22 protein-coding genes are annotated in these 23,696 nt (G+C 71.3%); 12 read left to right on the top strand and 10 right to left on the bottom strand.

All coding sequences use genetic code 11. From position 1 onward, the window contains the following. Positions 1 to 179: 179 nt before the first annotated feature. Positions 180 to 584 (bottom strand): phage holin family protein, encoded by a 405-nt coding sequence (locus L0984_RS09920; protein ID WP_114801701.1) that lies wholly within the window; start codon positions 582 to 584, stop codon positions 180 to 182. A 143-nt stretch (positions 585 to 727) separates the two neighbouring features. Between L0984_RS09920 and L0984_RS09915 the strand changes: the two genes are divergently transcribed. Further along, positions 728 to 1,039, top strand: a complete 312-nt coding sequence (locus L0984_RS09915) for a plasmid stabilization protein (RefSeq protein WP_234193524.1) — start codon at positions 728 to 730, stop codon at positions 1,037 to 1,039. Between the two features lie 146 nt (positions 1,040 to 1,185). After that, entirely contained in the window at positions 1,186 to 1,689 is a 504-nt protein-coding gene (locus tag L0984_RS09910; protein ID WP_234193523.1) for a hemerythrin domain-containing protein, read from the top strand. Positions 1,690 to 1,817: 128 nt separating this feature from the next. On the opposite strand, the gene ubiM is transcribed toward L0984_RS09910, so the two are convergent. Both ubiM and L0984_RS09900 read right to left on the bottom strand, forming a co-directional pair. Beyond that, positions 1,818 to 3,017, bottom strand: a complete 1,200-nt coding sequence (gene ubiM, locus L0984_RS09905) for a 5-demethoxyubiquinol-8 5-hydroxylase UbiM (RefSeq protein ID WP_234193522.1) — start codon at positions 3,015 to 3,017, stop codon at positions 1,818 to 1,820. A 66-nt stretch (positions 3,018 to 3,083) separates the two neighbouring features. Beyond that, the gene (locus L0984_RS09900; RefSeq protein ID WP_234193521.1) at positions 3,084 to 4,955 is read right to left on the bottom strand and encodes an adenylate/guanylate cyclase domain-containing protein; all 1,872 of its coding nucleotides are present in this window, start codon (positions 4,953 to 4,955) and stop codon (positions 3,084 to 3,086) included. Between the two features lie 333 nt (positions 4,956 to 5,288). Between L0984_RS09900 and L0984_RS09895 the strand changes: the two genes are divergently transcribed. Together L0984_RS09895 and L0984_RS09890 are read left to right on the top strand one after the other, a co-directional pair. Further along, entirely contained in the window at positions 5,289 to 6,293 is a 1,005-nt protein-coding gene (locus L0984_RS09895) for a flavodoxin family protein (RefSeq protein ID WP_234193746.1), read from the top strand. Positions 6,294 to 6,484: 191 nt separating this feature from the next. Next, entirely contained in the window at positions 6,485 to 7,015 is a 531-nt protein-coding gene (locus L0984_RS09890) for a Spy/CpxP family protein refolding chaperone (protein ID WP_234193520.1), read from the top strand. 88 nt (positions 7,016 to 7,103) lie between these two features. Here L0984_RS09890 and L0984_RS09885 read toward each other — a convergent pair whose 3' ends face one another. Continuing rightward, positions 7,104 to 7,523, bottom strand: coding sequence for a serine/threonine protein kinase (locus L0984_RS09885; protein ID WP_234193519.1), 420 nt, complete (start codon positions 7,521 to 7,523; stop codon positions 7,104 to 7,106). Between the two features lie 263 nt (positions 7,524 to 7,786). Here L0984_RS09885 and L0984_RS09880 point away from each other — a divergent pair, with 263 nt between their 5' ends. The 5 genes from L0984_RS09880 (at position 7,787) to L0984_RS09860 (ending at position 13,929) form a co-directional block, all read left to right on the top strand. Further along, positions 7,787 to 8,569: an endonuclease/exonuclease/phosphatase family protein gene (locus L0984_RS09880; protein WP_234193518.1), complete on the top strand. Its 783-nt coding sequence runs from the start codon at positions 7,787 to 7,789 to the stop codon at positions 8,567 to 8,569. Positions 8,570 to 8,595: 26 nt separating this feature from the next. Then, entirely contained in the window at positions 8,596 to 9,885 is a 1,290-nt protein-coding gene (gene clsB / locus L0984_RS09875) for a cardiolipin synthase ClsB (RefSeq protein WP_234193517.1), read from the top strand. Positions 9,886 to 9,890: 5 nt separating this feature from the next. Then, entirely contained in the window at positions 9,891 to 10,868 is a 978-nt protein-coding gene (locus L0984_RS09870; RefSeq protein ID WP_234193516.1) for a lysylphosphatidylglycerol synthase domain-containing protein, read from the top strand. A 50-nt stretch (positions 10,869 to 10,918) separates the two neighbouring features. Beyond that, complete coding sequence (locus L0984_RS09865) at positions 10,919 to 12,202, top strand: putative DNA modification/repair radical SAM protein (RefSeq protein ID WP_234193515.1); 1,284 nt, start codon at positions 10,919 to 10,921, stop codon at positions 12,200 to 12,202. 167 nt (positions 12,203 to 12,369) lie between these two features. Next, positions 12,370 to 13,929, top strand: coding sequence for a UdgX family uracil-DNA binding protein (locus L0984_RS09860; RefSeq protein WP_234193513.1), 1,560 nt, complete (start codon positions 12,370 to 12,372; stop codon positions 13,927 to 13,929). On the opposite strand, the gene L0984_RS09855 is transcribed toward L0984_RS09860, so the two are convergent. Together L0984_RS09855 and L0984_RS09850 are read right to left on the bottom strand one after the other, a co-directional pair. After that, positions 13,904 to 15,088: a metallophosphoesterase gene (locus tag L0984_RS09855; RefSeq protein WP_234193512.1), complete on the bottom strand. Its 1,185-nt coding sequence runs from the start codon at positions 15,086 to 15,088 to the stop codon at positions 13,904 to 13,906. The two genes, L0984_RS09860 and L0984_RS09855, sit on opposite strands and share 26 nt — an antisense overlap. 155 nt (positions 15,089 to 15,243) lie before the next feature. After that, positions 15,244 to 15,747, bottom strand: a complete 504-nt coding sequence (locus tag L0984_RS09850) for a hypothetical protein (RefSeq protein WP_234193510.1) — start codon at positions 15,745 to 15,747, stop codon at positions 15,244 to 15,246. Between the two features lie 259 nt (positions 15,748 to 16,006). On the opposite strand from L0984_RS09850, the gene L0984_RS09845 reads away from it, so the two are divergent. Then, positions 16,007 to 16,303, top strand: a complete 297-nt coding sequence (locus L0984_RS09845) for a hypothetical protein (protein WP_234193508.1) — start codon at positions 16,007 to 16,009, stop codon at positions 16,301 to 16,303. Positions 16,304 to 16,382: 79 nt separating this feature from the next. Here the strand turns inward: L0984_RS09845 and L0984_RS09840 are convergent, their stop codons facing one another. Beyond that, positions 16,383 to 18,386, bottom strand: a complete 2,004-nt coding sequence (locus tag L0984_RS09840; RefSeq protein ID WP_234193507.1) for a PhoX family protein — start codon at positions 18,384 to 18,386, stop codon at positions 16,383 to 16,385. 157 nt (positions 18,387 to 18,543) lie between these two features. Continuing rightward, the gene (gene mltA / locus L0984_RS09835; protein WP_234193506.1) at positions 18,544 to 19,746 is read right to left on the bottom strand and encodes a murein transglycosylase A; all 1,203 of its coding nucleotides are present in this window, start codon (positions 19,744 to 19,746) and stop codon (positions 18,544 to 18,546) included. 76 nt (positions 19,747 to 19,822) lie between these two features. On the opposite strand from mltA, the gene L0984_RS29795 reads away from it, so the two are divergent. Both L0984_RS29795 and L0984_RS09830 read left to right on the top strand, forming a co-directional pair. Next, the gene (locus L0984_RS29795; RefSeq protein WP_017760173.1) at positions 19,823 to 19,951 is read left to right on the top strand and encodes a hypothetical protein; all 129 of its coding nucleotides are present in this window, start codon (positions 19,823 to 19,825) and stop codon (positions 19,949 to 19,951) included. Positions 19,952 to 20,203: 252 nt separating this feature from the next. Beyond that, a complete protein-coding gene (locus L0984_RS09830) occupies positions 20,204 to 20,872 on the top strand; it encodes an OmpA family protein (RefSeq protein WP_234193504.1) in 669 nt (222 codons plus the stop codon). A 110-nt stretch (positions 20,873 to 20,982) separates the two neighbouring features. On the opposite strand, the gene L0984_RS09825 is transcribed toward L0984_RS09830, so the two are convergent. Both L0984_RS09825 and L0984_RS09820 read right to left on the bottom strand, forming a co-directional pair. Beyond that, a complete protein-coding gene (locus L0984_RS09825; RefSeq protein WP_234193503.1) occupies positions 20,983 to 21,618 on the bottom strand; it encodes a response regulator transcription factor in 636 nt (211 codons plus the stop codon). Between the two features lie 4 nt (positions 21,619 to 21,622). After that, positions 21,623 to 23,695 carry a sensor histidine kinase gene (locus L0984_RS09820; RefSeq protein ID WP_370645921.1) on the bottom strand — a complete coding sequence of 691 codons (2,073 nt, stop codon included), beginning with the start codon at positions 23,693 to 23,695 and terminating at the stop codon, positions 21,623 to 21,625. Between the last annotated feature and the right edge of the window lies 1 nt (position 23,696).

Genomic DNA, 23,696 nt, shown 5'->3' with positions numbered 1-23,696 from the left:
GGGCAGCTGCACGGTGATCGCCATGGCCTGATGTCGTGAAAGCCGCACTCGGCGGCCCAACACCGTCAAAAGCGGCGCGCACACGCGTCGCTTCTTTAACAGGCTTGCGGATTGGTGAACGGAAAGCGGGCGGTCGTGACGTGTGTGACGCCCGTGCCCCGCGGCAGGCGCCGCGGGCTCTAGAGCCAGTTGCCCGTGCCTTGCGGCAGCTGGATGCGGGTGGCCGGGTCGCCGCCGTCCACCAGCGTGCCGATCAGCATGCTCAGCAGCGAGATGAAGATGCTGGCGAACAGGGCGGTCCAGAAACCCGACACCCGGAAGCCCTTCACCAGCGCCGCTACCAGCAGGATCATCAGCGCGTTGATGACCAGCAGGAACAGGCCGAAGGTCAGCAGCGTGAGCGGCAGCGTCAGGAAGATCAGCAGCGGCTTGACGATGGCATTGGCCAGGCCCAGCAGCAATGCCGACACCACCAGCGAGCCCGTTCCGTCGAACTGCAGCCCGCGGAAGATGTGGCTGGCCACCCAGAGCGAGAAGGCGGTGATGGCCCAGTGGAGGAGGAAGGGCGTGAGGTTCGCGAGCATCGGCCGATGATAGGTCGGCGCCCGGCGGGCGGCGCCGCGGCCGCCGTACCCCGCCACCCGCGCACAGGGCCGTTTCGCCTCGGCCTACAGGCGCAGACGGCCACGGGGCGAGCATGTGCTTTCTTGCAACACAGGAGATCACCATGCCCCGTGGCGACAAGTCCGCCTACACCGGCAAGCAGAAGCGGCAGGCCGAGCACATCGAGGAAGGCTACGAATCGCGTGGCGTGCCCGAGAAAGAGGCCGAGCGCCGCGCCTGGGCCACCGTGAACAAGGAGTCCGGGGGCGGCGAGAAGAGCGGCTCGGGCCGCGGCCATGCCGCGAACCATGCACCCTCGCGCAAGGGCGGCCATGCCGGGGGCCAGGCATCGGCCTCGCGCTCGGCGGCCGAGCGCTCCGCCTCGGCGAAGAAGGCGGCGGCCACGCGCAAGCGCAACGCCGCGGCCAAGCACTGAACGTCCGTCCGTCCGTGCGGCCGGCCCGGCGGCGAGGTGACGCGTGGCGGGGATCACCGCCCCTTGCCTTGCGCCCCGTCAAGGCGGCGGTTGCCATGCCGGCCTACTCTGCGATCTCCCCCAACCGACTGCGTGGAGAGACGACGATGGCCACCCTGCAATGGTCCGAAGCCCTGGTGCTGGACGCCCCCGTGATGGACCGCACCCACGAGGAATTCGTGCTGCTGCTGGCCGACGTCGAGCAGGCGCCGGACGAGCAACTGCTGGCGTGCTGGAGCGGGCTGATCGACCACACCGATGCCCACTTCTCGCGCGAGGACCAATGGATGCAGGCCACGGGCTTTTCCGTCGCCAACTGCCACAGCGTGCAGCACAAGGTGGTGCTGCACGCCATGCGCGATGGCCTGGCGGCCGGGCAGCGCGGCGATCTCGCCCTGGTGCGCGAGCTGGCGCGCCAGCTGGGTGCCTGGTTTGTGCACCACGCCCAGACCATGGATGCGGGCCTGGCGCTGCACCTGCGCAGCGTAGGCTTCGACATGGAGACCGGCGAGGTCGGCCGGCCGCACGCGCTGCCGACGGAGCCGATGAAGGGCTGTGGCTCCGCGGCCTGTTCGCCCGCGGCCGAAGAGGCGGTGGCGACGCCCGCTTGAGGGGGACAGCGCTGGCGTGCGCGCCGCCCGCATGAGGGGCTGCGCGTCTTGCGCGGCACGCGTGCCCGCAGCGATTCCCCGCGGCCGTCGAAGGCGCGAAGCCCTCGACATCTCCTCTCTTCAGCCGCTCAGAAGCGTGCGGGACCGGCTCCGATCAGCTGCCGCGTGATCGCTGAGCGCACCGGCGGCAGCCGACATGCGGCTTCGAGCACCAGGCTGCGCAGCAACCGGTGCGGGCCGGTCTGTCCGGCATAGAGGCGCGCGACCGCATTGGTGCCGTGGTAGATCGGCGCCGTTTCGCGGCGATGCACCCGCTCGTACCGTTGCAGCCGGTCCGCCTGGCCCGGGTCGTCGGACAGGGGCCGCTGCGAGAGGGCGGCGCACAGGCTGCGCACGCCTTGCAGCCCCAGGTTGAAGCCATGGGCGGTGACCGGGTGCATGCCCACGGCGGCATCGCCCGCCAGCGCGAAGCGGTGGCCCGCAAAGCGTTCGGCATAGGTCGCCACCAGCGGATAGGCGTGGCGTTCGCCCGCCAGGCGCAGCGGGCCCAGCCCGTCGCCGAACTGGCGCTGGATTTCCTGCGCGAACGCGTCGGGCGGCAGGCTGCACAGCCTGGAGGCCTGCGCGCCCGGCACCGTCAGCACGGCAGAGCTGAAGCGGCCCGGCAGGGGCAGCATGGCCAGCGTGCGCTCCGGGCCGAAGCATTCGTGCGCCACCTCGCCATGGTCCGCGGCCTCGTGGGCCACGCGGCAGACCACCATGGTGCGGCCGAAGTCCTGCAAGGCAGCGCCCACGCCGAGCTGGCGCCGCAGGCCCGAGAAGCGGCTGTCGGCCGCCACCAGCAGCCGTGCGCGCAGCGGCGTGCCGCCTTCGCGGGCGATGTGGGCATGGTCCGCGTCGATGTGCACCTGCTGCACGCGCTGGTCGGGATGCAGCCGCAGGCGCTCCTGCGATGTGGCCGCCGCGAAGCAAGCCCGTCGGATCGCATGGTTGGCCACGATGGCGCCCAGCGCCTCGCAGCCCGTTCCCGCCGTGTGGAAGCGCAGGGCGGGCGAGGCGGGGCCGCCGTCCGTCACCCGGGCTTCGCGGATGCGGCCGATCGCCGCGGCCGGCAGGTGGGGCCAGATGCCCAGCTCGCGCAGCAGCCCGACGCTGGCGTGGGTCAGGGCGATCTCGCGGCCGTCGTCGGCGGGCGCGGCGAGGGCGTCGGCGTCCTGATGGTCGAGCACGTCCACGCCGTAGCCCTCGCGGGCGAGGGCGATGCCCAGGGCGAGTCCGGTGGGGCCGGCGCCCACGATGGCGATGTCGAGCGGATCGGTGGAGCGCATGGGTCTCGCGGCGGAAGTCGGGCTGGCCATTGTGGCCAGCGCCCTGCCGCATCGGCTTGACCGGCCTCAACCCGCGGCGGCCCGGTCCTCGAGCAGTTCGTACACCGTCAGGGGCGCCTGCCGGCCGCGCAGCAGGGTTTCGGTGGCGATGCGCCGCACGGGCAGGCGCTCGGCCACGCCTTGCCAGGTGGCCTCGGAGATGAGGATCCGCGTGCCCAGCGCGGTGTTGAGCTCTTCCACCCGGCTCGCCACGTTGACGGCATCGCCGATGGCCGTGTAGGCCAGCCGGTCGTTGGAGCCCAGCACGCCCGCGATCACCGGCCCGGTGTGGATGCCGATGCGCGTGGGCAGCGGCGCGCGGCCTGCTTCCCGTGCGCGGTCGTTGAGGGCGTCCACCTCGGCCTGCAGGTCGAGGGCGGCGCGGCAGGCGCGCAGCTCCGCGTCGGGCAGCGCGGTGGGGGCACCCCACAGCACCATCATCCCGTCGCCGATGTACTTGTCGATGGTGCCGCCATGGCGCGCGATCACCGCCGCCGTCAGGTTGAAGTAGTCCGTGAGCTGCGCCACCAGCACGGGCGCGGGGGTGCCTTCGGCCAGCCCGGTGAAGCCGGCGATGTCGGTGAACATGATCGTCACGCGCCGCGGCCGGCCGCTGGCGCCCAGGGGCAGCCCTTCGGCCATGAGCTGCCGCACCAGCTGCACCGGCACGAACTGCCGGAAGGCGCGCAGCCCGCGGGCGGAGTCGTCCAGGGCCTGCGCCAGGTGCTGGATCTCCAGCACGCGGCTCTGCGCGGGGGCCGGGCCGTCCAGCTCCAGCCGCCCGATCCGGCGCGCGAAATCGGCCAGGCGCTCCACCGGCGCCGTCACGCGGCGGGCCAGGCGCAGCGACAGCAGCAGCACCACGCCCAGGAAGCCCAGCGCGGTGGCCATCGCGCCGCCGACCGCCCGGTGCACGCCGCCCAGCACGCGCTCCTCGGGCACCCAGCTGACCAGCCGCCAGCCGGTGGCCACGATCACCGAACTCTGCACGAGGTAGCGCTCGCCGCGGTAGGTGATCGTGAAGCTCGCGGCCCCTGCGCGGGCCAGCGGCTCGCGCAGGGCCGCGAGCACGCCGTCGGCGGGCGACTCCAGCCGGGTGATGCGGCCGGGCCGGTCGCTGCGCGCCAGCACGCGCAGGTCGGCGCTGAGCAGCGCGCTGTCGCCCTCGCCGGCGCGGGCGAACTGGCGCACGAAGTCCGACAGCCGGCCCAGGGTCACGTCCCCCGCCGCCACCTGGTCCGGGGCGTCGTTGTCGCGCGTGCGCAGATCGGGCCGCGCGTAGGTCACGCCCAGCTCGTGCGCCACCTGGAACTCGTAGGGCGCGGTCCACACCGGCCGTCCCGCCAGCGTGGCCTGCCGATACCAGGGACCCGCGAGCGGGTCGTAGCTGCTGGTCAGGGTGCGCCTGCGCGTGGTGGCAAAGCGCTGCGCCGGCATCAGCCGCAGGTCGGGGCGCACCTTGTAGTCCCAGGTTTCGGTGGTGGCGTCGTGCGCGCGCACGATGCGCCGCACGGCGAGGTCGGGGTAGCGCTGCACCATCAGCATGCGCGCGCGCGCATCGGCCACGTACAGGCTGTCGAGCTCGGGCGCCTGCTGCAGCAGCACCCACAGCAGCTCGGCGGTGTCGTCGGCGCTGCTGCCGGCAGGCGCGAGGTGGGGCGCCTGCACCATCGCGTCCACCGCCGTGGCGGCCCGCTCCAGGAAGGCCTCGACTTTCTCCTGGACCCGCTGGTGATTGGCCCGCTGCGCCCCCTCGCCGAAAGAGGAGACCAGCCGTTGCGCGCCCCAGCCCACGAGCGCGATGAGCACGAGCGATTGCGCGAGCACCAGGGCCGCGATGAGGGTGCCCACGTCGACCCGGAAGCGACGGGAGCGGGGCAGGGAGGACGCGAGCGACATGCGAGCGGGGCAGGGTTGCCGCAGCAGGACCGCCGGCGGCCCATGATCTTGCGGGCCGCGGACCGCCGTCCTGCTGATTCCGCAGCAGCGGGGGCCGGATGGCGCAAGGCGTCGTGGGCTCGTGCAGACGCAGCGTCAACAGAGGTGGAGGAGGGCGGACGCGTGTTTGCAGTTCTCCAGGCTGTCGGCGCGGGCTTACCGCGCAAGGCGGTGCGCGCGCCGGCACCGGCCCCGGAACAACTCCTACGCTGCAGCGCATGAACGATCCCCACGCCCCCCGGCACCGGCCAGGCGCCGCCCACCCTCTCGCGAGAGGCCTTCCACGTGCAGTTCATGCAGGTCTTCCACGACCCGGCCTTCCGCGCGGAGGCCGCGGCGATCGGCCGCATCGAACAGGTGGCCTGGGAGGCGTACGAAGACGGGCGCAAGGCGCCGGTGACGCGGGAGGCGGGGCCGGGGTATGCCGATCCGGGCTATGCGCTGTCCGTCGACTGGATCGAGGCGCGTGCGCGCATCGACGCGGCGCAGGCCGCATGGAGCCGGCCCGAGACGCGCTCGCGCGTGCTGCTGATCAACGGCTCGCCGCGCAACGACGGCAGCTGCCCGGGCGAGATGTCCAAGAGCTGGCGCCTGCTGCAGCTAGCGCGCGCGGTGCTCGAGGGCCAGGGCCTGCAGTGCGACGTGCTGGACCTGAGTCGCGTCACCTCCGACTACGGTCGGCACATCCATCCGTGCAAGGGCTGCGCCTCGACCGCCATGCCGCTGTGCCACTGGCCCTGCAGCTGCTATCCCAACCATTCGCTGCGGCAGACGGGCGACTGGATGAACGAGATCTACGAGCGCTGGGTGGCGGCACACGGCGTGATGATCTTCACGCCCACCCACTGGTACCAGGCGCCCACGCCGCTCAAGGCGATGATCGACCGGCTGGTCTGCGCCGACGGCGGCAATCCCGATCCCACGTCCACCCACGGCAAGAAGGCCGCGCAAGCGAAGGCGCTGGAGCTCCAGGGCTGGGACTATCCCAAGCACCTGGAAGGTCGGGCCTATGGCGTGGTGGTGCATGGCGACGTGGCGGGCATCGAAAGCCTGCGCCGCAACCTCTGCGACTGGCTCGACTGGATGGGCCTCATCGACGCGGGCACCCAGGCCAGACTCGACCGCTACATCGGCTACTACGAGCCGTACGCGACCAGCCACCAGACACTGGACGCCGACGAGGCCATGCAGGAAGAGGCCCGCAATGCCGCCCGCGCGGTGGCGACGGCCGTGGGCATGCTGCGCGCCGGCCGCCTTTCCCCGCCCGATGCACGCCTGAAGAGGCCGCGGCCCAAGTAAGCAGCTGCAACGCCCGCGCGAGGGGCGCGGCGTCGCGGCTCCTCGATTCCTGCCCGATCACGCGGCAGGCTTCACGCTTCTTTACCTCGACACACCTGTCGCTTACCGAGGACGAACGCCGTCTTGACCTGCGGGGCGCACAGTCGTCTCCACGCTGCCGATCCGGTGGCGGTCTTCGGAAAGGAAGCACCATGAAATCCCGTCGTCATTCCCTCTTCGCGGCCGGCCTGCTGGCCTGTGCCGCCTTCGCCGCCTCCGCGCAGCCCGCGTCGTCGGCCCCGGCAGAGGGCGCCCCGCCGCCGGCCGGCATGCACGGCCAGCGCCATGGCAAGGCCATGGACCCGCAGCAGCGCATGGAGCGCATGAAGGAGCACCATGCCAAGCGCATGGAGGCCCTCAAGGCCAAGCTGCAGCTGACGCCGGCCCAGCAGCCCGCCTGGGACGCCTATGCCAGCGCCTTCACGCCGCCAGCGCGTCCCCCGGGGGCGCGTGAAGATCTGGCCAAGCTCAGCACCCCCGAGCGGCTGGACCGCATGCAGGCCCGCCAGGCCGAACGCCAGGCCCGCTTTGCCAAGGTGGCCGATGCGACCCGCGGCTTCTATGCGCAGCTGTCGCCGCAGCAGCGCCAGACCTTCGATGCCGAGACGCTGCCGCGCATGCATGCACGGGGCGAGCATCCGCACGGCCACGGTCCGCGCCCTGGAGACGCTCCCCGCGGCTGACACGCTGAGCGGCTGCCCATGAAAAAACCCCGGCCCATCGACCGGGGTTTTTTTCGTGCGACGCCGCGGTTTGCGGCGCCGGTGCCGGTCACTTCGGCGTGCCGGTCATGTTCTTGGGGTTGGTGGGCACGTCGGGACGTTCGCCCGTGTTGCCATAGGGCCGGCGCTGCATGTCGGCCTTGGTGTCGGCACGGACTTCGGCGCGGGTGTTCTGGTTCACCGGAGGCGTCGGATTGGGCTGGCCATTCATTACGGTCGTCGGCTGGCCGCTGGGCGTCTTGGTGTTGTCGGGCATGCGGTTGTTGGCACGGGCCTCGGCGCGGACGTTGTCGCGTTGGGCGGGCATGGTGCCGTCGGGGCGCTGCGTGGGGTTGGGCACGCCGGCCGGCGTCATGGTGCTGGCCTGGCCTTGCGTCGCGGGCACGGAGGTCTGGGCGAAGGCGCTGGTGCCAAGGGCCATCAGGCCGGCGGCGGCAAGTGCAGACAGGGTGCGAGTGGTGCGGGTCATGGGTCTCTCCTTCGATTGGATGAAGTTGCGGGATGACGTCGCCATCCCGACGACGTGCAGTCACCGTAGCGGGGCCTGTCGCCCCACCCGTGTGGGCGTCGGCTGCGCGCCCCTGTAGGAGCCGCATCCGCACGGGCCGCTGCCGAAGCGAAAGCGGCTGGCGAAAAAATGGGCGTGGGGAACCGGACGCGCTCCTACAGGGCGTTTCCGGCCCCTGGCCTACAACACGGCCCGTGTCCTCACTGCCCCGATCCGATCTGTCCATGCCCCCGCCCGAGCCGGCCTCGGCGCCGGCGCCCGCGCGTCGCCTGAAGGTGATGACGGTGAACACGCACAAGGGCTTCACTACCTTCAACCGGCGCTTCATCCTGCCGGAACTGCGCGAGGCCGTGCGCACGGTCGGGGCCGACGTGGTCTTCCTGCAGGAGGTGCTGGGCACGCACGAGCGGCATGCCCGCCGCGTCGACAACTGGCCCGAGGCACCGCACTACGAATTCCTCGCGGACACCATGTGGCCGCAGTTCGCCTATGGCCGCAATGCGGTCTATCCGCGCGGCCACCATGGCAATGCGCTGCTGTCCAAGTTCCCGATCGTCCAGCATCGCAACCATGACGTGTCGGTGGCGGGGCCGGAGAAGCGCGGCCTTCTGCATTGCGTGGTCCGCATGCCCGGCTGGGCGGGCGACTTGCATGCCATCTGTGCCCACCTGGGCCTAGCCGAGGCGCACCGGCAGCAGCAGCTGGAGCTGCTGTGCCACATCGTCCGCGACGAGGTGCCCGCCGATGCGCCCCTGGTCGTGGCGGGTGACTTCAACGACTGGCGCAGCCGCGCCAATGCCGTGCTGGAAGACGGGGCCGGCCTGAAGGAGGTCTTCATGACCGCCACGGGCAAGCCCGCCCGCACCTTCCCGGCCCGCTTTCCGCTGCTGCCGCTGGACCGCATCTACGTGCGCAATGCCGGCGTCTCCTCGCCGGTGGTGCTGCCGCGCACGCCCTGGTCCCACCTGTCGGACCACGCGCCGCTGGTGGCCGAAATCCATTTCTGATCCCTGACCATGGAGCGACTGCCCTCATGACCGCGCCCGCATGGCACCCCGGCAACGACGTCGAACTGCTGGAAAACGGCGAGGCCTTCTTCCCCCGCGTCTTCGAGGCCATCCGCCGCGCCGAGCGCGAGGTGGTGATCGAGACCTTCATCCTCTTCGAGGACAAGGTCGGCCTCGCGCTGCATGAGGCGCTGTGCGAGGCCGGCCGCCGCGGCGTGAGCATCGACCTGATGATCGACGGCTTCGGCTCGCCCGACCTGTCGGCGCGCTTTCTGGGCGAGCTGGCCGCGGCCGGCGTGAAGGTGCGCGTGTTCGACCCCGGCGAGCGCTTCTTCGGCAAGCGGCTCAATGTGTTCCGCCGCATGCATCGCAAGATCGTCGTGGTCGATGGCTGGCGCGCCTTCATCGGCGGCATCAACTACTCCGCCGACCACCTGGCCGACTTCGGCCCCGAGGCCAAGCAGGACTATTCGGTCGAACTGCGCGGCCCCATCGTGGGCGAGCTGCACCGCTTCGTGCTGCGCGAGATCGCGCTGGGGGCACGCAAGCCGCGCTGGTACCGGCGGCGCATGAAGCGGGTGCAGGCGCTGCAGCAGTCGCCCGCCCACCATGACGCACCGCCCACGGCCACGCGGCTGCGCGGGCCGCAGGCGGCGCAGGGCATGCAGGCCCTGCTGGTCACGCGCGACAACCGCCACCACACGACGGACATCGAGCGCCACTATCTGGAGGCGATCCGCAAGGCGCGTCGGCGCGTGGTGATCGCCAATGCCTATTTCTTTCCGGGCTACCGCTTCATCAAGGCCTTGCGGCAGGCGGCGCGGCGGGGCGTGGATGTGCGGCTGATCCTGCAGGGCGAGCCCGACATGCCCATCGTGAAGAAGGCGGCGAGCATGCTCTACCACCACCTGCTGCATGCCGGCGTGCGCATCTACGAATACTGCGAGCGCCCGCTGCACGGCAAGGTGGCGCTGGTGGACGACGACTGGAGCACCGTGGGGTCGAGCAACCTCGATCCGCTGTCGCTCTCGCTCAACCTCGAGGCCAACGTGGTGCTGCGCGGCGAGGGCTTCAACCGCGTGCTGTCGGAGCGGCTGGAGCACCTGATGCGCCACAGCTGCAAGCAGATCGCGCCCGAAGACCTGGCCGAGGAGTGGAGCGGCTGGCGCCTGGTGCGCAGCTTCTTCGTCTTCCACTTCCTGCGCTGGTATCCCTCGCTCACCAGCTGGCTGCCGCGCCATGCGCCCCAGCTCAAGCCGGCGGTGCCGCCGGCTGCGGCCGCGCCCCTGGGCGCGCAGCCGGCCGACGCCGTCTGACGGCCATGCCGACGGCCGCCTCTGCCCGCGCGCCAGTCCGGCCGGCGGCGTCCGAGCGACGCTGGTGGCCCTGGCTCAAGCGCGGCGCGCTGTGGGCCTTCCTGCTCGGAGTCGGATGGCTGATCGTGCGGCAGGCCCGCACCATCGAATGGGACGAGGTGCTGGACGCATTGCAAGCCCTGCCGCTCGCCCTGGTGGCCGCCGCGGCGGCCCTGGCGGCGCTCAGCTTTGCGCTCTACACCACCTTCGACCTGCTCGGCCGTCACCTCACCGGCCATGGCCTGCGCGCGCCCACGGTCATGGGCGTGGCTTTCATCAGCTATGCCTTCAACCTGAACTTCGGCTCGCTGGTGGGCGGCGTGGCCTTCCGCTACCGGCTCTATTCGCGGCTCGGGCTGCGCGCCTCGGACATCACGCGCGTGCTGGGCTTCTCGATGCTCACCAACTGGATCGGCTACCTGCTGGTGGCGGGCGCCGCCTTCGCGCTGTCGCCGCTGGCCCTGCCGCCGGAGTGGCGCATCGACAGCGGCGGGCTGCGCGTGCTCGGCGTCGTGCTGGTGGCCGTGGCCCTCGGCTACCTGCTGCTGTGCGCCTTCGCGGGCGGGCGCTCGATGACGGTGCGCGGCCATGCGCTGGAAGTGCCCTCGCTGCGCATGGGTGCGCTCCAGTTGCTGCTGTCCGCGGCCAACTGGTCATTGATGGGCGCGATCGTTTGGTTGTTGCTGCAAGGGCGTGTGGACTATCCGCAGGTGCTGGCCGTGCTGCTGGTCGCAGCCGTGGCCGGCGTCATCACCCATGTGCCCGCGGGGCTGGGCGTGCTGGAGGCGGTCTTCGTCGCGCTGCTGTCGCACCAGGTGCCGCAGGCCCCCTTGCTGGGGGCGCTGCTCGCCTATCGGGCGGTGTACTACCTGCTGCCGCTCGTGGTGGCCGTGGTGCTCTACGGCGCCACCGAATGGCGGGCGCGCCACAGGCGCAAGACCTGACCCCGCGCGGGGCCTTAGCGCGCGGCGGCGCAGGGCTGTATATTCATCCAGTGGACCTCCAGCGCAAACTCGCCATCCTCGCCGACGCGGCCAAGTACGACGCCTCCTGTGCCTCCTCCGGCACGGACAAGCGCGACTCGCGGGGCGGGCGCGGCATGGGCTCGACCGAGGGCATGGGCATCTGCCACAGCTATGCGCCCGATGGCCGCTGCATCTCGCTGCTGAAGATCCTGCTCACCAATTTCTGCCAGTACGACTGCCTGTACTGCATCAACCGCGTGAGCAGCAACGTGCCGCGGGCCCGCTTCTCGGTGGACGAGGTGGTGCTCCTCACGCTCGACTTCTACGCCCGCAACTGCATCGAGGGCCTGTTCCTGTCCAGCGGCATCATCCGCAGCCCCGACTACACCATGGAGCAGCTGGTCGAGGTGGCGCGCATCCTGCGCGAGGTGCATGACTTCCGCGGCTACATCCACCTCAAGACCATCCCCGATGCCGATCCGGTGCTGCTGGCCCGCGCCGGGCGCTTCGCCGACCGGCTGAGCATCAACGTCGAGCTGCCCACGCCCGCCGGCCTCGAGGCCCTCGCGCCGGAAAAGGACGCCACGGCCATCCGCCGCTCGATGGCCCGCATGGCGGTGCACATCGGCGAGGCCAAGGGCCAGGCCGGCGACGACGCGGTGGCCGCGGCCAAGGCCGTCTCCCTGCCCGTCACCGGCCCGCGCCGCGGCAAGGCGCCGCGCTTTGCGCCCGCCGGCCAGAGCACGCAGATGATCGTTGGCGCCGATGCGGCCACCGACGTCGCCATCCTCGACACCAGCGCCAACCTCTACGGCGCCTACCGGCTGCGGCGCGTGTACTACTCGGCCTTCAGCCCCATCCCCGATGCGGCCAGCCGCCTCCCGCCCGCCGCGCCGCCGCTGATGCGCGAGCACCGCCTCTACCAGGCCGACTGGCTCATGCGCTTCTATGGCTTCGAGCACCACGAGATCGTGCCGGCCTCGCAGCAGGGCATGCTGGCGCTGGACGTCGACCCCAAGCTGGCCTGGGCGCTCGCGCACCGCGAGCGCTTTCCCATCGACCTCAACACCGCCCCGCGCGAGCTGCTGCTGCGCGTGCCCGGCCTCGGTGTGCGGGCCGTGCAGCAGCTGGTGGCGGCGCGGCGCCACCGGCGCCTGCGGGCCGAGGACCTGCGCCGCCTGCGCGTGCCCGTGGCGCGCGTGATGCCCTTCGTGCAGCTCGATGGCCATCGTCCCGCGCGGGCGCTGGAGTCGCCCACGCTGCGCGCCTCGCTCACCGCGCCCGCGGCGCCCGTCCAGGCCAGCCTGTTCTGAGCGTTCGGCGTGGCGCGTCAGGGCGGCGGGCGCCACGCCAGGACCCAGTGCGCTGGCCTGCGCACGCGCTGCAGTCCCCCGCTGACCCGGGTGCATGAATCCGACCCGTGCGCCGCGGGTCACCTGCCTACAGAACGGGCGCTTCTGCCTCCCTACCTTGCATGCCCATGAGTCCCCGTGTCATCACCCTGGAAAGCGAGATCGATTGGCCGGGCTTCCGTCGTGAGGCACGCACGCTGCTGGCGTCCTTGGTCCCGCCCGACGAGGTGGTGTGGCAGACGCCGGGCCACCCCGCGCCGGAGCTGTGGCAGGCCGAGGCCGCGCCTGCGCCCGTCGCCCCTGTGGCGTCGCAGCGGCCGCTCAGTGCGTCGCGGCCCGGGAGGCTGGTGGTGCCACCCGCCTTCATCACGCTGTGCGAAAAGGTGGTGCTGCACCAGGACCCGCAACGCTTCGCGCTGCTCTACCGCCTGCTGTGGCGGTTGGTGCACGAGCGTGGCCTGCGGCAGGACCCGCTGGACCCCGATCGCCTGCGCGCGCGGCAGATGCTCCAGTCCGTGCGGCGCGACATGCACAAGATGAAGGCCTTCGTGCGCTTTCGGCCCGTCGGCCAGCCCGAAGGCGAGCCGCCGCTCTCGGTGGCGTGGTTCGAGCCGGAGCACCACATCGTCGAAGCCGTGGCGCCCTTCTTCGTGCGGCGCTTCACGCAGATGCACTGGGCCATCCTGACGCCCGAGTGCTCCGTCCGCTGGACGCCGGCGCCCAAGGACACGCCGCCCCTGGCGGGTGACGAGGCCCTGCCCGGCGAACTGGAGTTCGGCCCCGGCGCGTCGCGGGAACAGGCCCCGGGACCGGACGAAGGCGAGGCGCTGTGGCTCACCTACTACGCCCACATCTTCAATCCCGCCCGGCTCAAGCTGTCGATGATGGCGCGGGAGATGCCGCGCAAGTACTGGGCGAACCTGCCCGAGGCGCAGCTGATCGCGCCCATGGCGACGCAGGCGGCCGAGCGCACGGGCCGGATGGTGCAGACCGTGCCGGCCGAGCCGCGCCGTCGCATTCCCGCCCGTGCCCCGCTGCCGCCAGTGGACACGGCCCAGGACCCCGCGCTGACGCTCACCTCCCTCGCCAAGGCTGCCGATCGCTGCCGCGACTGTCCGCTCGGCGAGCATGCCACGCAGGTCGTGTTCGGCGAGGGCGCGCTGCATCCGCCGCTGATGCTGGTGGGCGAACAGCCTGGCGACCAGGAGGACCTGGCGGGTCATCCCTTCGTCGGTCCGGCCGGCCGCCTGCTGGACCGTGCACTGGAGGAGCTGGGCTGGCCGCGCGAGGCGCTCTTCCTCACCAATGCGGTGAAGCATTTCAAGTTCGAGCTGCGCGGCACGCGCCGCATCCACAAGAGCCCGGGTCAGCGCGAAGTGCTGGCCTGCCAGCAGTGGCTGGAGCGGGAGATCGCCCTGGTGCGTCCCCAGGCCTTCGTAGCCCTGGGCGCCACCGCCGCCCGTGCGCTGGTGGGGCGGGCCGTGCCGGTGATGAGCGAGCGCGGGCAGTGGCTCACCGGACCGGACGATCTGCCGGTGCTCGTCACGCTGCATCCTTCGGCGCTGCTGCGCGGCGACCCGGCCGAGCGGGATACGGCCTGGCGTGCCTGGCTGGACGACCTCGCCCTTGCCGGGCGCTACCTGCGCGGCGAGGACCCGGCCCTCAGTCTTCCGCGCGCCGCAGCGTGACGAGCGTGATCTCCGAGGGGGCACCCAGGCGCTTGGGCGGCCCCCAGTAGCCGGTGCCCCGGCTCACGTAGACCCACATGTCCTGCAGCCGGTGCAGGCCCGCCGTGAAGGGCTGTTGCAGCGGCACGAACAGGTTCCAGGGAAAGAACTGGCCGCCATGCGTGTGGCCCGACAGCTGCAGCTGGAACCCGGCCTCGGCCGCCGCAGGCGCGCTGCGGGGCTGGTGGGCGAGCAGGATGCGTGTCGCCACCATCGGAGGCGCATCGCGCAGCGCCTCCTGGGGGTCGCTTTCATGCGCGGCGTCGAAGTGGCCGGCGGTGTAGTCGGTCACGCCGGCCACCAGCAGCGCGCTGTCGAGGATCTCCTCGTCGGTCTGCGCGCCGTGCACGCTGCGCGTCTGCAGCACGACATGCTCGTTCAGCAGCACCTTCAGGCCCAGGCGGCGCAGTTCGTCGATCCAGGCATGGGCGCCGGCGTAGTACTCGTGGTTGCCGGTCACCACGAAGGTGCCGTGGCGCGCCCGCAGCCGTGCGAGCGGTGCCACATGCGCGCGCAGCTCGGCCACCGAGCCGTCGACCAGGTCGCCGGTGATGGCCACCATGTCGGCGCCGAGCCGGTTGACCTCTTCCACGATCCGGGCGATGTAGGCGGCGCGGATGGTCGGGCCCACATGCAGGTCGCTCAACTGGGCGATGGTGAAGCCGGCTAGGCGCGCAGGCAGCCCCGCGATGGGCACCTCCACGCGGCGCACCGGCGGCGTGCGCCGGGCAAAGAACAAGCCCACCAGCGAATCGGCCGTGGCCAGTGCCATGACGGCCAGGGCGCTGCCCTGTTCCCACGAGGCGCGGTCCATGGACAAATCGGCGAGCCGCGTGACGGCCCAGGCCGAGAGCAGCCCGATGTCGCGCACCACGGCGAGCACGAACACCGAGGAGAACCAGCCCATGGCCAGCAGGCCGACCCAGCGCACCGGGGCGCGCAGCGCGTCGGGCAGGGGCAGTCGGCGAAGGAAGGGCAGCGGCATGGTCACGGCCGACAGCAGCAGCAGCAGCGCGAAGACCGGCCAGGCGCCGGTTGCCTGCGCCAGGGCAGGCAGCAGCCGCACGGCCAGGAAGACGTGCAGCAGCGTGGTCAGAAAGGCGATGGGAGCGAGAGGCATGGCAGGCGGGCGCCATTTTGCTGCGCCGCAGCAAACTGCGCACGTGGGGAAACCCGCTGTCCTTGCAGAAGCGGGTAATAAAAAGCGCTAAAGGTAAGAAATTACCGCCGGCGTGTGAGCGAACCGGCGGGCGGCCCCCCGCGGACGCCCCGCGCTCAGTGGTCGGCCTGCGGACCTTGGGCCAGGGCCTGCGGCGGATGCGTGGCGGCGGCGATGTCGAAGTTGGAAGGCCACAGGAACAGCGTCCGCCCCGGTGCACCCAGCGCCACGTTGAGCGTCTGCGTGAGCGTCAACGGCCCGAGCGTGGCCTGCACGTCGTAGGTGCCGGGGGCCAGCCGCGCCAGCATGTACGGACCATGGGCGACCGCATCGAGCACCTGTTCGCCGTTGTACTTGTTGACCACGCGCACCTTCACGGGCTCGTCGAACTGGCCGCGCTGGCCGCGCGAGACCGCGAACTCGAGGGTGGCGCCCCAGCGCGGCGCGACCATCTCCATGAAGGCCTGCTGTTCGCGACCCACGCCACCGCACATGTATTCGGTGCCCTGCGGCGCCATGAGGATGTCCGGCAGCGGCGCGGCGGAGGCAGGGCCCGCAGACAGGACGCAGGCGCCGGCGGTGACGGCGGCGGAAAGAAGACGGGAGAGCCGGAAGGACATGGACTTCTTCAACAACGGTGGACGGTGCGCGGCCCGGATCGACCCGGCCTCGCGGGCCGCAACGGCGGCCGGGCCATTGTGCTCAGCAAGAATCGGGCGCAGTCTGGGGACTGCTCCCCTTGACAGCGGGCGCCGGCACGGGCGGGCTTTGGCGCCGGAATGCGCCAGCATGGGGCATCGGCAGCGGGCGTGCACCTACAGGCGGGCGACGCCCGGCCGTCTACAAGCGTCGCTTCTCTGCCTATTTCCGATGCCTGCCATGACCCAGCCCGGTTTCCCCCAGACGCCCGAATCGCCCGTCGAGCCCGCCCGCACCGACGGCCAGCAATCCTGGCTCGACGCAATGAAGGCCTTCGATGCCCGACGCCCCGACCTGCCGGGCGAGCACCTGGTGGTGCTGGGCCTGGGGGTGGCCCTGCTGCTGTCCTCGGGACGGAGCCGCTCGCTGATCGGCCGGCTGGTCAAGGCCGCGGCCGGCGGTGCCCTGGTGGCACGCGCCGCCAGCGGCACCGGCGGTGTGGCCCGCGTGGCGCGGGTCATCTCCAAGGTCACCTGAGGAAGGACGCGCCCGTCAGGTCCTGACGAACGCGCCTTCGAGGCGGCCGGGCCGCATCGCGCCGCGCCGCCTTGCGCGCTCAGCCCTTGGCCAAGCGGTACTGGACGGGGTCTGCAGTGAGGTAGCCGACGGCGCAACCGTCGCCGTAGTTCGAGCGGATCAGCGGCTCCAGCGTGCCCTTGACGACGTTGTGGATGCTTCCCCAGTCGCCGGGGTGCTGGAAGTTGCTCATGATGTAGGTCCAGCCATTGATCTCGTCCACCGCATGCAGGCCGGTGGATTCGGCGCCGGCCGGCGTCGACAGGATGCGCGACAGCTTCTTCGTGTCCACGTTGTACGCCCACAGGAAGTTGTTGACGTGGTGGCCGCTGTCCTCGCCGATGAAGAGCGTGCGCATCTTCTCGGAGAACTTCAGGTTGTCCGCGCTGGAGATCTTGTCCGGGTTGGTCGTGTTGCCCAGGCTGTCGGGGGTGCTCAGGTCCTCGCCCGTGAGCAGCACGCGCGAGCTCACCGCCACCCATTCGCTGTCGATGGCCGCGCCGGAGGAGTCCTTGGCGCCGCCGGCCAGCTTGTGCTCCAGCACCACGCCGCAGTTCAGCACCTTGGGGAAGGTCACGTTGGCGCTGCTCATCCAGGCGCTGTTGCCGTTGACCATCGAGCTCTGCACATTGGCAAGCGCCGAGTAGGCCACCTTGTCCTTGACGTTCACCGTCGTGCCTTCCATCTTGGTGAAGGCCATGCTGCCGCCCTTGAGGGCGGCATAGCGGTGGGTTTCCAGGAAGGCCGCGGCCTTGTCCTTGTTGGTCTTGACCTTGATCCAGTTGGCCTTGCCGCTGTACATGATCCGGGTGTACGTCGTGTCGGCCGGATCGGCGGTCTGCACGTCCATGATGTCCGTGGGCACCAGGGCGTTGGCCAGCGCCTCGATCTCCGCGCTCGTGGCATGGCCGAGGTTGATCCACGTGAGCCTGGCGGTGCTGGTGTCCGTCAGCACCTCGTCGTAGCGCGCCACGTACAGCGTGCCGGCCGACAGGTCGCGGGCCTTGTCGGCCACGAACATGAACAGGCCGCCGTTGGTGGCGTCGTCGCCCATCAGCGCGGTGCGCTCGTCGGGCATGACGTGGATCAGCTCGTGCGAGATGCGGCCCAGGCAGTAGTGCTTCTTGCAGCTGCCGGTGCCGTCGGCGTTGACGGTGATCTCGGGCAGATGGCCGTAGTGGTACGGGTTGGCCTTGGTGGCATCGCCGAACACGTTCTTGCTGTAGGCCTGGAACATCGTATTGGAGGCGATGGTGAAGGCGTCCGGCTCGTACTCCTCGCTCGACAGGTGCGTGCCCCAGGGCGACAGGCTGGCGCCGCAGGTGATCCACAGGCCATGCGCGGCCGAGGTGTCGACGTTGTGGTACTTGACCAGCGACAGCTTGCCCGTCTTCGGATCCTGGTCGAGCGTGAGCACGGCGATGGGCGAGGGCAGCTTGCCGTACATGTCGGTCTTGCGATCCTGCGCCAGGCTGGTGTACTCGAACTGCACCACGGCGAACACCGCATTGCCCTTGACGCCGCTCACCTTGGCGCCCGGCACCGTCAGCAGCGAGCTGCCATCGGCGCAGTCCGAGAAGAACTGGCGCTCCTTGCCGGCCACCGAGCTGTCGATGATCGGCTTGTTGTTGATGTCGTAGTAGCCGCCGGCCAGGACGGTGCCGCCCTTGCCGTCCGGCACCATCTGCCCGCTGATGAAGTAGGGCTGGTAGGCCAGGTTGTAGCTGACGCTGCTGCCGTTGTTGAACGCGACCTTCATGACCGAGCTGGTCGTCGTGGTGGCCATCTCGGCCGGCTTCACGAGCGATGGCGCGGGCATGCTGCTGAACTCGGTGGACACGTACTGCGCGGCGGGTGCCGGAACGGGCGCAGGGGCGGGCGCCGGGCTGGGCGTCACGCCCGCGAAGTTGAAGTTGCCGTCGCTGCCGCCGCCGCAGGCGGTCAGCAGGGCGGCGCCGCCCAGCGGCAGCAGCGGCGCGGTGCCGAAGAGCTTCAGCGCCTTGCGGCGCGTGGGGACGGAAAGGGTGCTGTCGTGGGTCGTCATCGTCGGACTCTCAAACGGGGGAGAACAAGGCCGGCACCGCAATGGAGGTCGGGCGCCGGCCGAAAGCCGTGACGATGGCGCCGCTCGATGACAGCGGCGTGAAATGGTCAGCCTGGTGGCAGTTTTTTGCGATACGCGCCAGGCCGGCCGGGGTCGCTCAGAATCCGGCGCCCGAGGGGTCCACCCCGCGCGGCCACAGCGCCCACAGCCGCAGCGGCTGCTTCATGCGCGCCGCGAAGCGGCCGGCCTCGGCGCCGGTGCCGGCGAAGAAGTCGGCGCGCACGGCACCCAGGATGGCGCTGCCCGTGTCCTGCGCCACCACCAGCCGCGACATCTGCGCCACCGGCCCGCTGGTGGCCAGCCACACGGGCGTGCCATAGGGGATGGACTCGCGGTCCACCGCGATGGAACGCCCCGCCGTCAGCGGCACGCCCTGGGCGCCGCGCGGGCCGAAGGCGGCATCCAGCTCGGTCAGCGGCTCCTCGCGGAAGAACACGTAGCGCGGATTGCTCCACAGCATCTGCTGCACGCGCTGGGGGTTCTGGCGCGCCCAGTCCTTCACATCCTCTGGCCAGCGGCCGATGGGCGAGACGCCCTGGCTGGCCAGCCACTGCTGCACGCTGCGGTAGGGCTGCTCGTTGGTGCCGGCGAAGGCCAGGCGCACCGTGCGGCGGCTGCCGTCGGGCTCGGTGATCTGCAGCCGGCCCGAGCCCTGGATGTGCAGCATCAGTGCATCGACCGGGTCGGACAGCCAGGCGATCTCGCGCCCGCGCAGTGCGGCCTGGGCCTCGGGCAGGGTGTCGATCTGCTGGCGGGTGTACCAGGGCCGGCGCGGCGCCCAGCCGGCCGGGGTCTGGTAGAGCGGCACGGCATAGGCGGAGGAGGGCGTGCGGCTCGCCTCGAAGACGGGCTCGTAGTAGCTGGTGAGCATGCCCTGCGACTGGCCATCGGCCGCCTCCACGCGGTAGGGCTGCAGCCGCTCCATCAGGAAGGCGCGCTGCTCCTCGGGCGTGCCGATCGACAGCCGGCGCAGTTCCTGGCACAGCGGCGAGATCACGGCGTTGGGACGCTGGCAGTTGGCCATGAGCACGATCCAGGCCTCGTGCATCGCATCGTCCTGCACGCCGGGCAGTTCGGACCAGTCCACCGGCACCCAGCGGCTCTTGGGATGGGTGAGGGGCCCGGTGAGCGGCGCCAGCGGCGGCTGGGGCGGCGGCGCGGTGGGCGCCACCGTGCGGGCCGGGGGCACCGGCGCCGAGGCGCAGCCGGCCAGCACCGCTACGATGGCCGCCGCGGCCAGGGCCGCCAAGCCGCGCCAGCGCCCCGCGCCCTGCCGGCGCAGGGATGTGCCGTCCTGCACGGGCGCCGGTCCAGGCGCGGTGGCAAGGCGGCCCTGCAGGAGGAACAGCCGTGAAACTTGTGGAGCATTGGGACGCATGTACTTGATTTTGCTGGAGGCATTCGCCGCATTGGCGGTGCTGGTGCTGATTGTGTGGTGGACCATGTTCCACGGTCGCCGCGGGGGTGAACTGCCGCCGGACGAGGACCCCGACAAGAAGCCCTGAACCCTGTCGGACAGTCGGCCAGCGGCCTGTGGGAAGGGCATGCGACCTCGGCGGTGCCAAGGGGCAAGCGATTCACTTTTGATAGCGGTCAATAATGATGGATAAAGGCGTATGTCAGGTTTTCAGGGGCGCTGACAGGCCATCCTCCCTGGCTCGCCGCCGCCCTGGGCGCCTCCCATAATGGCGCCAACCCGCCGGGTGGACGGACGTCCCGGCCATGGTGAGGCGGGTGCCATCCAAGGAGAAACAACCATGCAGAAACTCTCGGGCAAGCTCGTCCTCAGCTCCGCCGCCCTGGCCGTCTTCCTCACTGGCTGTGCCGGCATGAGCGACACCCAGCGCAACACCGGCATGGGCGCCGGCATCGGCGCGCTGGGCGGCGCGGCCATCGGCGCGGCCACCGGCAACAGCCGCAGTGCCGCCACCGGCGCGGCCATCGGTGCCGGCGTGGGCGCCCTGGGCGGCTACCTGTGGTCGCAGCGCATGGAGAACCAGAAGCGCCAGATGGAGCAGGCCACGCAGGGCACCGGCATCGCCGTGTCCCAGACCGCCAACAACGAGCTGAAGCTGGCGATCCCGAGCGATGCCGGCTTCGACACCGGCCGCGCCAACATCCGCCCGACACTGGCGGGCGTGCTGGACCAGTTCGCCACCGGCCTGCGCAACAACCCGAATGCCGAAGTGCGCATCATCGGACACACCGACAACACGGGCACCGACGCCATCAACGACCCGCTGTCGGTGCAGCGCGCCGCCGCCACCCGCGACTACCTGACCTCGCGCGGCGTGCCCGCCCGGGCCATCCAGATCGATGGCCGCGGCTCGCGCGAGCCCGTGGCCAGCAACGCCACCGACGCCGGCCGCGCGCAGAACCGCCGCGTCGAGATCTACGTCGGCGAGCGCGCGCCCAACCGCGGTTGATCCGCAGCACCGCCTGCTCCACCGGGGGGCGGCGGCAGATGACGAAACGCCGTGGACCGGTCCCTCGGGACTGACCACGGCGTTGTCGCGTCCGGCCGGGCGCGGCGCACTCAGGCGTCCGCGCCGCGCAGCAGGTTGGCCAGCTCGACGGCCGACTTCACTTCCATCTTGTCGAACACTCGCGCACGGTGCACTTCCACCGTGCGCACGCTGATCGACAGTTCGTCGGCGATCAGCTTGTTGGGCAGGCCGCGCACCACACGGCGCAATACCTCGCGCTCGCGCTCGGTCAGCTCCTCCAGCCGTTGCTGGATGCGCTGGCGCGCCTGCCGCACGTCGATGGCGGCCTGCGACAGGCGCAGCGCCTCCTCCACGCGGTCCACCAGGGCGTTGTCCGAGAAGGGCTTCTCGCAGAAATCGAAGGCGCCGCGCTTGACGGCATCGACCGCCGTGGGCACGTCGGCATGGCCGGTGAGAAAGATCACGGGCATCTCGTCCAGCTGGCCGGCGCCGGCCAGCCGGTCGAACAGCGCCAGGCCGCTGGTGCCGGGCATGCGCACATCCAGCAGCAGGCAGCGGGGCTGGTTGCGGAAGGCGGTGCTTTCCTCCAGCCGGGCGGTGAAGGCGTCGGCACTGGCGAAATGCTCGCTGGCCAGGCGGCGCGAGCGCAGCAGCCAGGCCAAGGCCTCGCGCACGCTCGCGTCGTCGTCGACGATGAAGATGAGGGCGTCGATGAGGGGTTGCATGGGGTCAGAAGGAAAGGGGCGCCGCGTCGCCGCGGCCCGTCGGCAGCGTGAAGCGGAAGACGGTGCCGCGCGGGCGGTTGGGCGCGTGCCCGAGGGCGCCGCCGTGCTGCTCGACCACCGTGCGGCACAGGCTCAGGCCGAGGCCCATGCCGTCTCGGCGGGTGGTGAAGAAGGGGGTGAACAGGCGCTCCTGCACCTCCGCGTCGATGCCGCAGCCCTCGTCGGCCACGCTGAAGGCGATCCAGCGGCGCGTGTCGCCGGCGCTGCCGGCCGCGGGTTCTGCACTCAGGGTGAGCACGCGGCGGCGCAGCTCGGGCCGGTCCATGGCCTGCATGCCGTTGCGGGCCAGGTTGAGCAGCACCTGCTCGACCAGCGAGCGGTCGCACAGCACCGGCGGCAGGTTCGCGGGCACCTGCAGTTCGACGCGCACGTCCAGCTTGCGGGCCTGCAGCTGCACCAGCGGCATCACGGCCTCGAAGAGCTGCAGTGGCGTCACCAACTCGCGCGCACGCTCGCGGCGGCGCACGAAGTCGTGCACGCTGCGGATCACGCGGCCGGCGCGCTCGGCCTGCTCGGCGATGCGGCGCATGGCCAGCGCCAGTTGATGGCGGTCCTCCGCCTCCTGGCCGGGCAGCGGCGGGCTTTCGAGCAGGTTGATGGAGCCGGTCGCATAGCTGGCGATGGCGGCCAGGGGCTGGTTGAGCTCGTGGCTCAGCAGCGAGGCCATCTCGCCCACTGTGGCCAGGCGCGCGGTGGCCTGCAGCCGCTCCTGGCTGGCGCGCGACATTTCCTCGATGCGGCGCTGCTCGCTCAGGTCGACGATGGCGCTCATCCAGCCGGTCTGCACCCGCCGGTCGTCGATCAGCGGCGTCTCGAAGATCAGCACCGGGAAGCGGCTGCCGTCCTTGCGGCGGAAGACCGACTCGTAGCCCTCGCGCGCCGTGCCGCCGCTGGCCTGGCGCATGTGCTGGCGGTTGCGGTATTCGGCCGACAGTTCCGGCGGCCAGTAGGGCATCTCGTCGGCGCGGCCCAGCAGCTCCTCGGCCGTGAAGCCCACCATGTCGCAGAAGGCGGCATTGACGTAGGTGACGCGGCCGTCCAGATCCCGCGCGCGCAGTCCGGTGAGCACCGAGTCCTCCATCGCCTTGCGAAAGGCGAGGGTGTTCGAGAGGTCGTGTTCCACGCGCAGCCGCCGGCGCGTGTCGCGCGCCAGCAGCACCAGCACCGACACCAGCGCGATGGACATGGCCGTGACCAGGCCGGTGAGCAGGTTGGGGAAGAGATCCGGCGCGCTGCGCCAGCCGTCCACGCGCAGCATCAGCGTGAGGCCGGGCAGTTCCAGCGCCTGCTGCGCCGTGAACACGCGGTTGCCGGCGCGCCGGGCGGTGCCGATGCTGGCCAGGCGCGTGCCATCCAGCTCCAGCAGCGAGACCTCCTGGCCGCGCGTCATGCTCGCATCCAGCAACTCCGAGAGCACGCCGCGCAGCGAATAGAGGGCGATCAGGTAGCCGCCGTGGCGGGAGGGCAGGCAGACCTCCAGCACCTCGATGCCGCCGCCGCCGGGCAGCGGCAGGTAGTGCGAGGGCGCATAGGCGCCGCCGCGCTGGCGCTCGGCCGCAGTGCAGGCCTGCACCAGTTCCGGCAGGCTGGACGGGCGCTGCTGCAGGTCCAGCGGATGCGGCCGGTAGGGCGTGTCCTCGGCCGTCTGCAGCACCAGCGAGGCGTCGCGCCGCTCGATGCGCAGCCACTCCCGGTGGCCGCGCAGCAGTTGCGCCGCCTCGGCGGAAAAGCGCTGCGGGTCGGCATCGGTGGCCTGCAGGCTCTGCAGGTTGCGCGCGAGCGCCGAGCGCAGCTCCGAGGTGGCGTCGGCGGTGTCGCGCTCCAGCCGCTGCTGCACCTGCTCGATCTCGTGGCGCCCCGCCAGCCAGACCACTGTGATGAGCAGGCCCATCACCAGCAGCGCCATCAGCACCCACAGGAACCAGCGGCGCCACATCGAGCGCAGGCGCCGCCAGCCGGGAGGCGGCAATGCGGCGGCCTCGATCGGCAGCTCGGCGGCGGGCAGGCTGGCGCTCATC

It is taken from the genome of Pseudacidovorax sp. NFM-22 (genome assembly GCF_021401245.1).
In the GTDB taxonomy this organism is placed as follows: domain Bacteria; phylum Pseudomonadota; class Gammaproteobacteria; order Burkholderiales; family Burkholderiaceae_C; genus Xenophilus.
This window is presented reverse-complemented; position numbering and strand designations above follow the sequence as displayed.

Coding starts and splice junctions, on each gene's coding strand:
- L0984_RS09920 (WP_114801701.1), bottom strand. CDS start 584: ATGCTCGCGAACCTCACGCCCTTCCTCCTCCACTGGGCCATCACCGCC.
- L0984_RS09915 (WP_234193524.1), top strand. CDS start 728: ATGCCCCGTGGCGACAAGTCCGCCTACACCGGCAAGCAGAAGCGGCAG.
- L0984_RS09910 (WP_234193523.1), top strand. CDS start 1,186: ATGGCCACCCTGCAATGGTCCGAAGCCCTGGTGCTGGACGCCCCCGTG.
- ubiM (WP_234193522.1), bottom strand. CDS start 3,017: ATGCGCTCCACCGATCCGCTCGACATCGCCATCGTGGGCGCCGGCCCC.
- L0984_RS09900 (WP_234193521.1), bottom strand. CDS start 4,955: ATGTCGCTCGCGTCCTCCCTGCCCCGCTCCCGTCGCTTCCGGGTCGAC.
- L0984_RS09895 (WP_234193746.1), top strand. CDS start 5,289: ATGCAGGTCTTCCACGACCCGGCCTTCCGCGCGGAGGCCGCGGCGATC.
- L0984_RS09890 (WP_234193520.1), top strand. CDS start 6,485: ATGAAATCCCGTCGTCATTCCCTCTTCGCGGCCGGCCTGCTGGCCTGT.
- L0984_RS09885 (WP_234193519.1), bottom strand. CDS start 7,523: ATGACCCGCACCACTCGCACCCTGTCTGCACTTGCCGCCGCCGGCCTG.
- L0984_RS09880 (WP_234193518.1), top strand. CDS start 7,787: ATGCCCCCGCCCGAGCCGGCCTCGGCGCCGGCGCCCGCGCGTCGCCTG.
- clsB (WP_234193517.1), top strand. CDS start 8,596: ATGACCGCGCCCGCATGGCACCCCGGCAACGACGTCGAACTGCTGGAA.
- L0984_RS09870 (WP_234193516.1), top strand. CDS start 9,891: ATGCCGACGGCCGCCTCTGCCCGCGCGCCAGTCCGGCCGGCGGCGTCC.
- L0984_RS09860 (WP_234193513.1), top strand. CDS start 12,370: ATGAGTCCCCGTGTCATCACCCTGGAAAGCGAGATCGATTGGCCGGGC.
- L0984_RS09855 (WP_234193512.1), bottom strand. CDS start 15,088: ATGCCTCTCGCTCCCATCGCCTTTCTGACCACGCTGCTGCACGTCTTC.
- L0984_RS09850 (WP_234193510.1), bottom strand. CDS start 15,747: ATGTCCTTCCGGCTCTCCCGTCTTCTTTCCGCCGCCGTCACCGCCGGC.
- L0984_RS09845 (WP_234193508.1), top strand. CDS start 16,007: ATGACCCAGCCCGGTTTCCCCCAGACGCCCGAATCGCCCGTCGAGCCC.
- L0984_RS09840 (WP_234193507.1), bottom strand. CDS start 18,386: ATGACGACCCACGACAGCACCCTTTCCGTCCCCACGCGCCGCAAGGCG.
- L0984_RS29795 (WP_017760173.1), top strand. CDS start 19,823: ATGTACTTGATTTTGCTGGAGGCATTCGCCGCATTGGCGGTGCTGGTG.
- L0984_RS09830 (WP_234193504.1), top strand. CDS start 20,204: ATGCAGAAACTCTCGGGCAAGCTCGTCCTCAGCTCCGCCGCCCTGGCC.
- L0984_RS09825 (WP_234193503.1), bottom strand. CDS start 21,618: ATGCAACCCCTCATCGACGCCCTCATCTTCATCGTCGACGACGACGCG.
- L0984_RS09820 (WP_370645921.1), bottom strand. CDS start 23,695: ATGAGCGCCAGCCTGCCCGCCGCCGAGCTGCCGATCGAGGCCGCCGCA.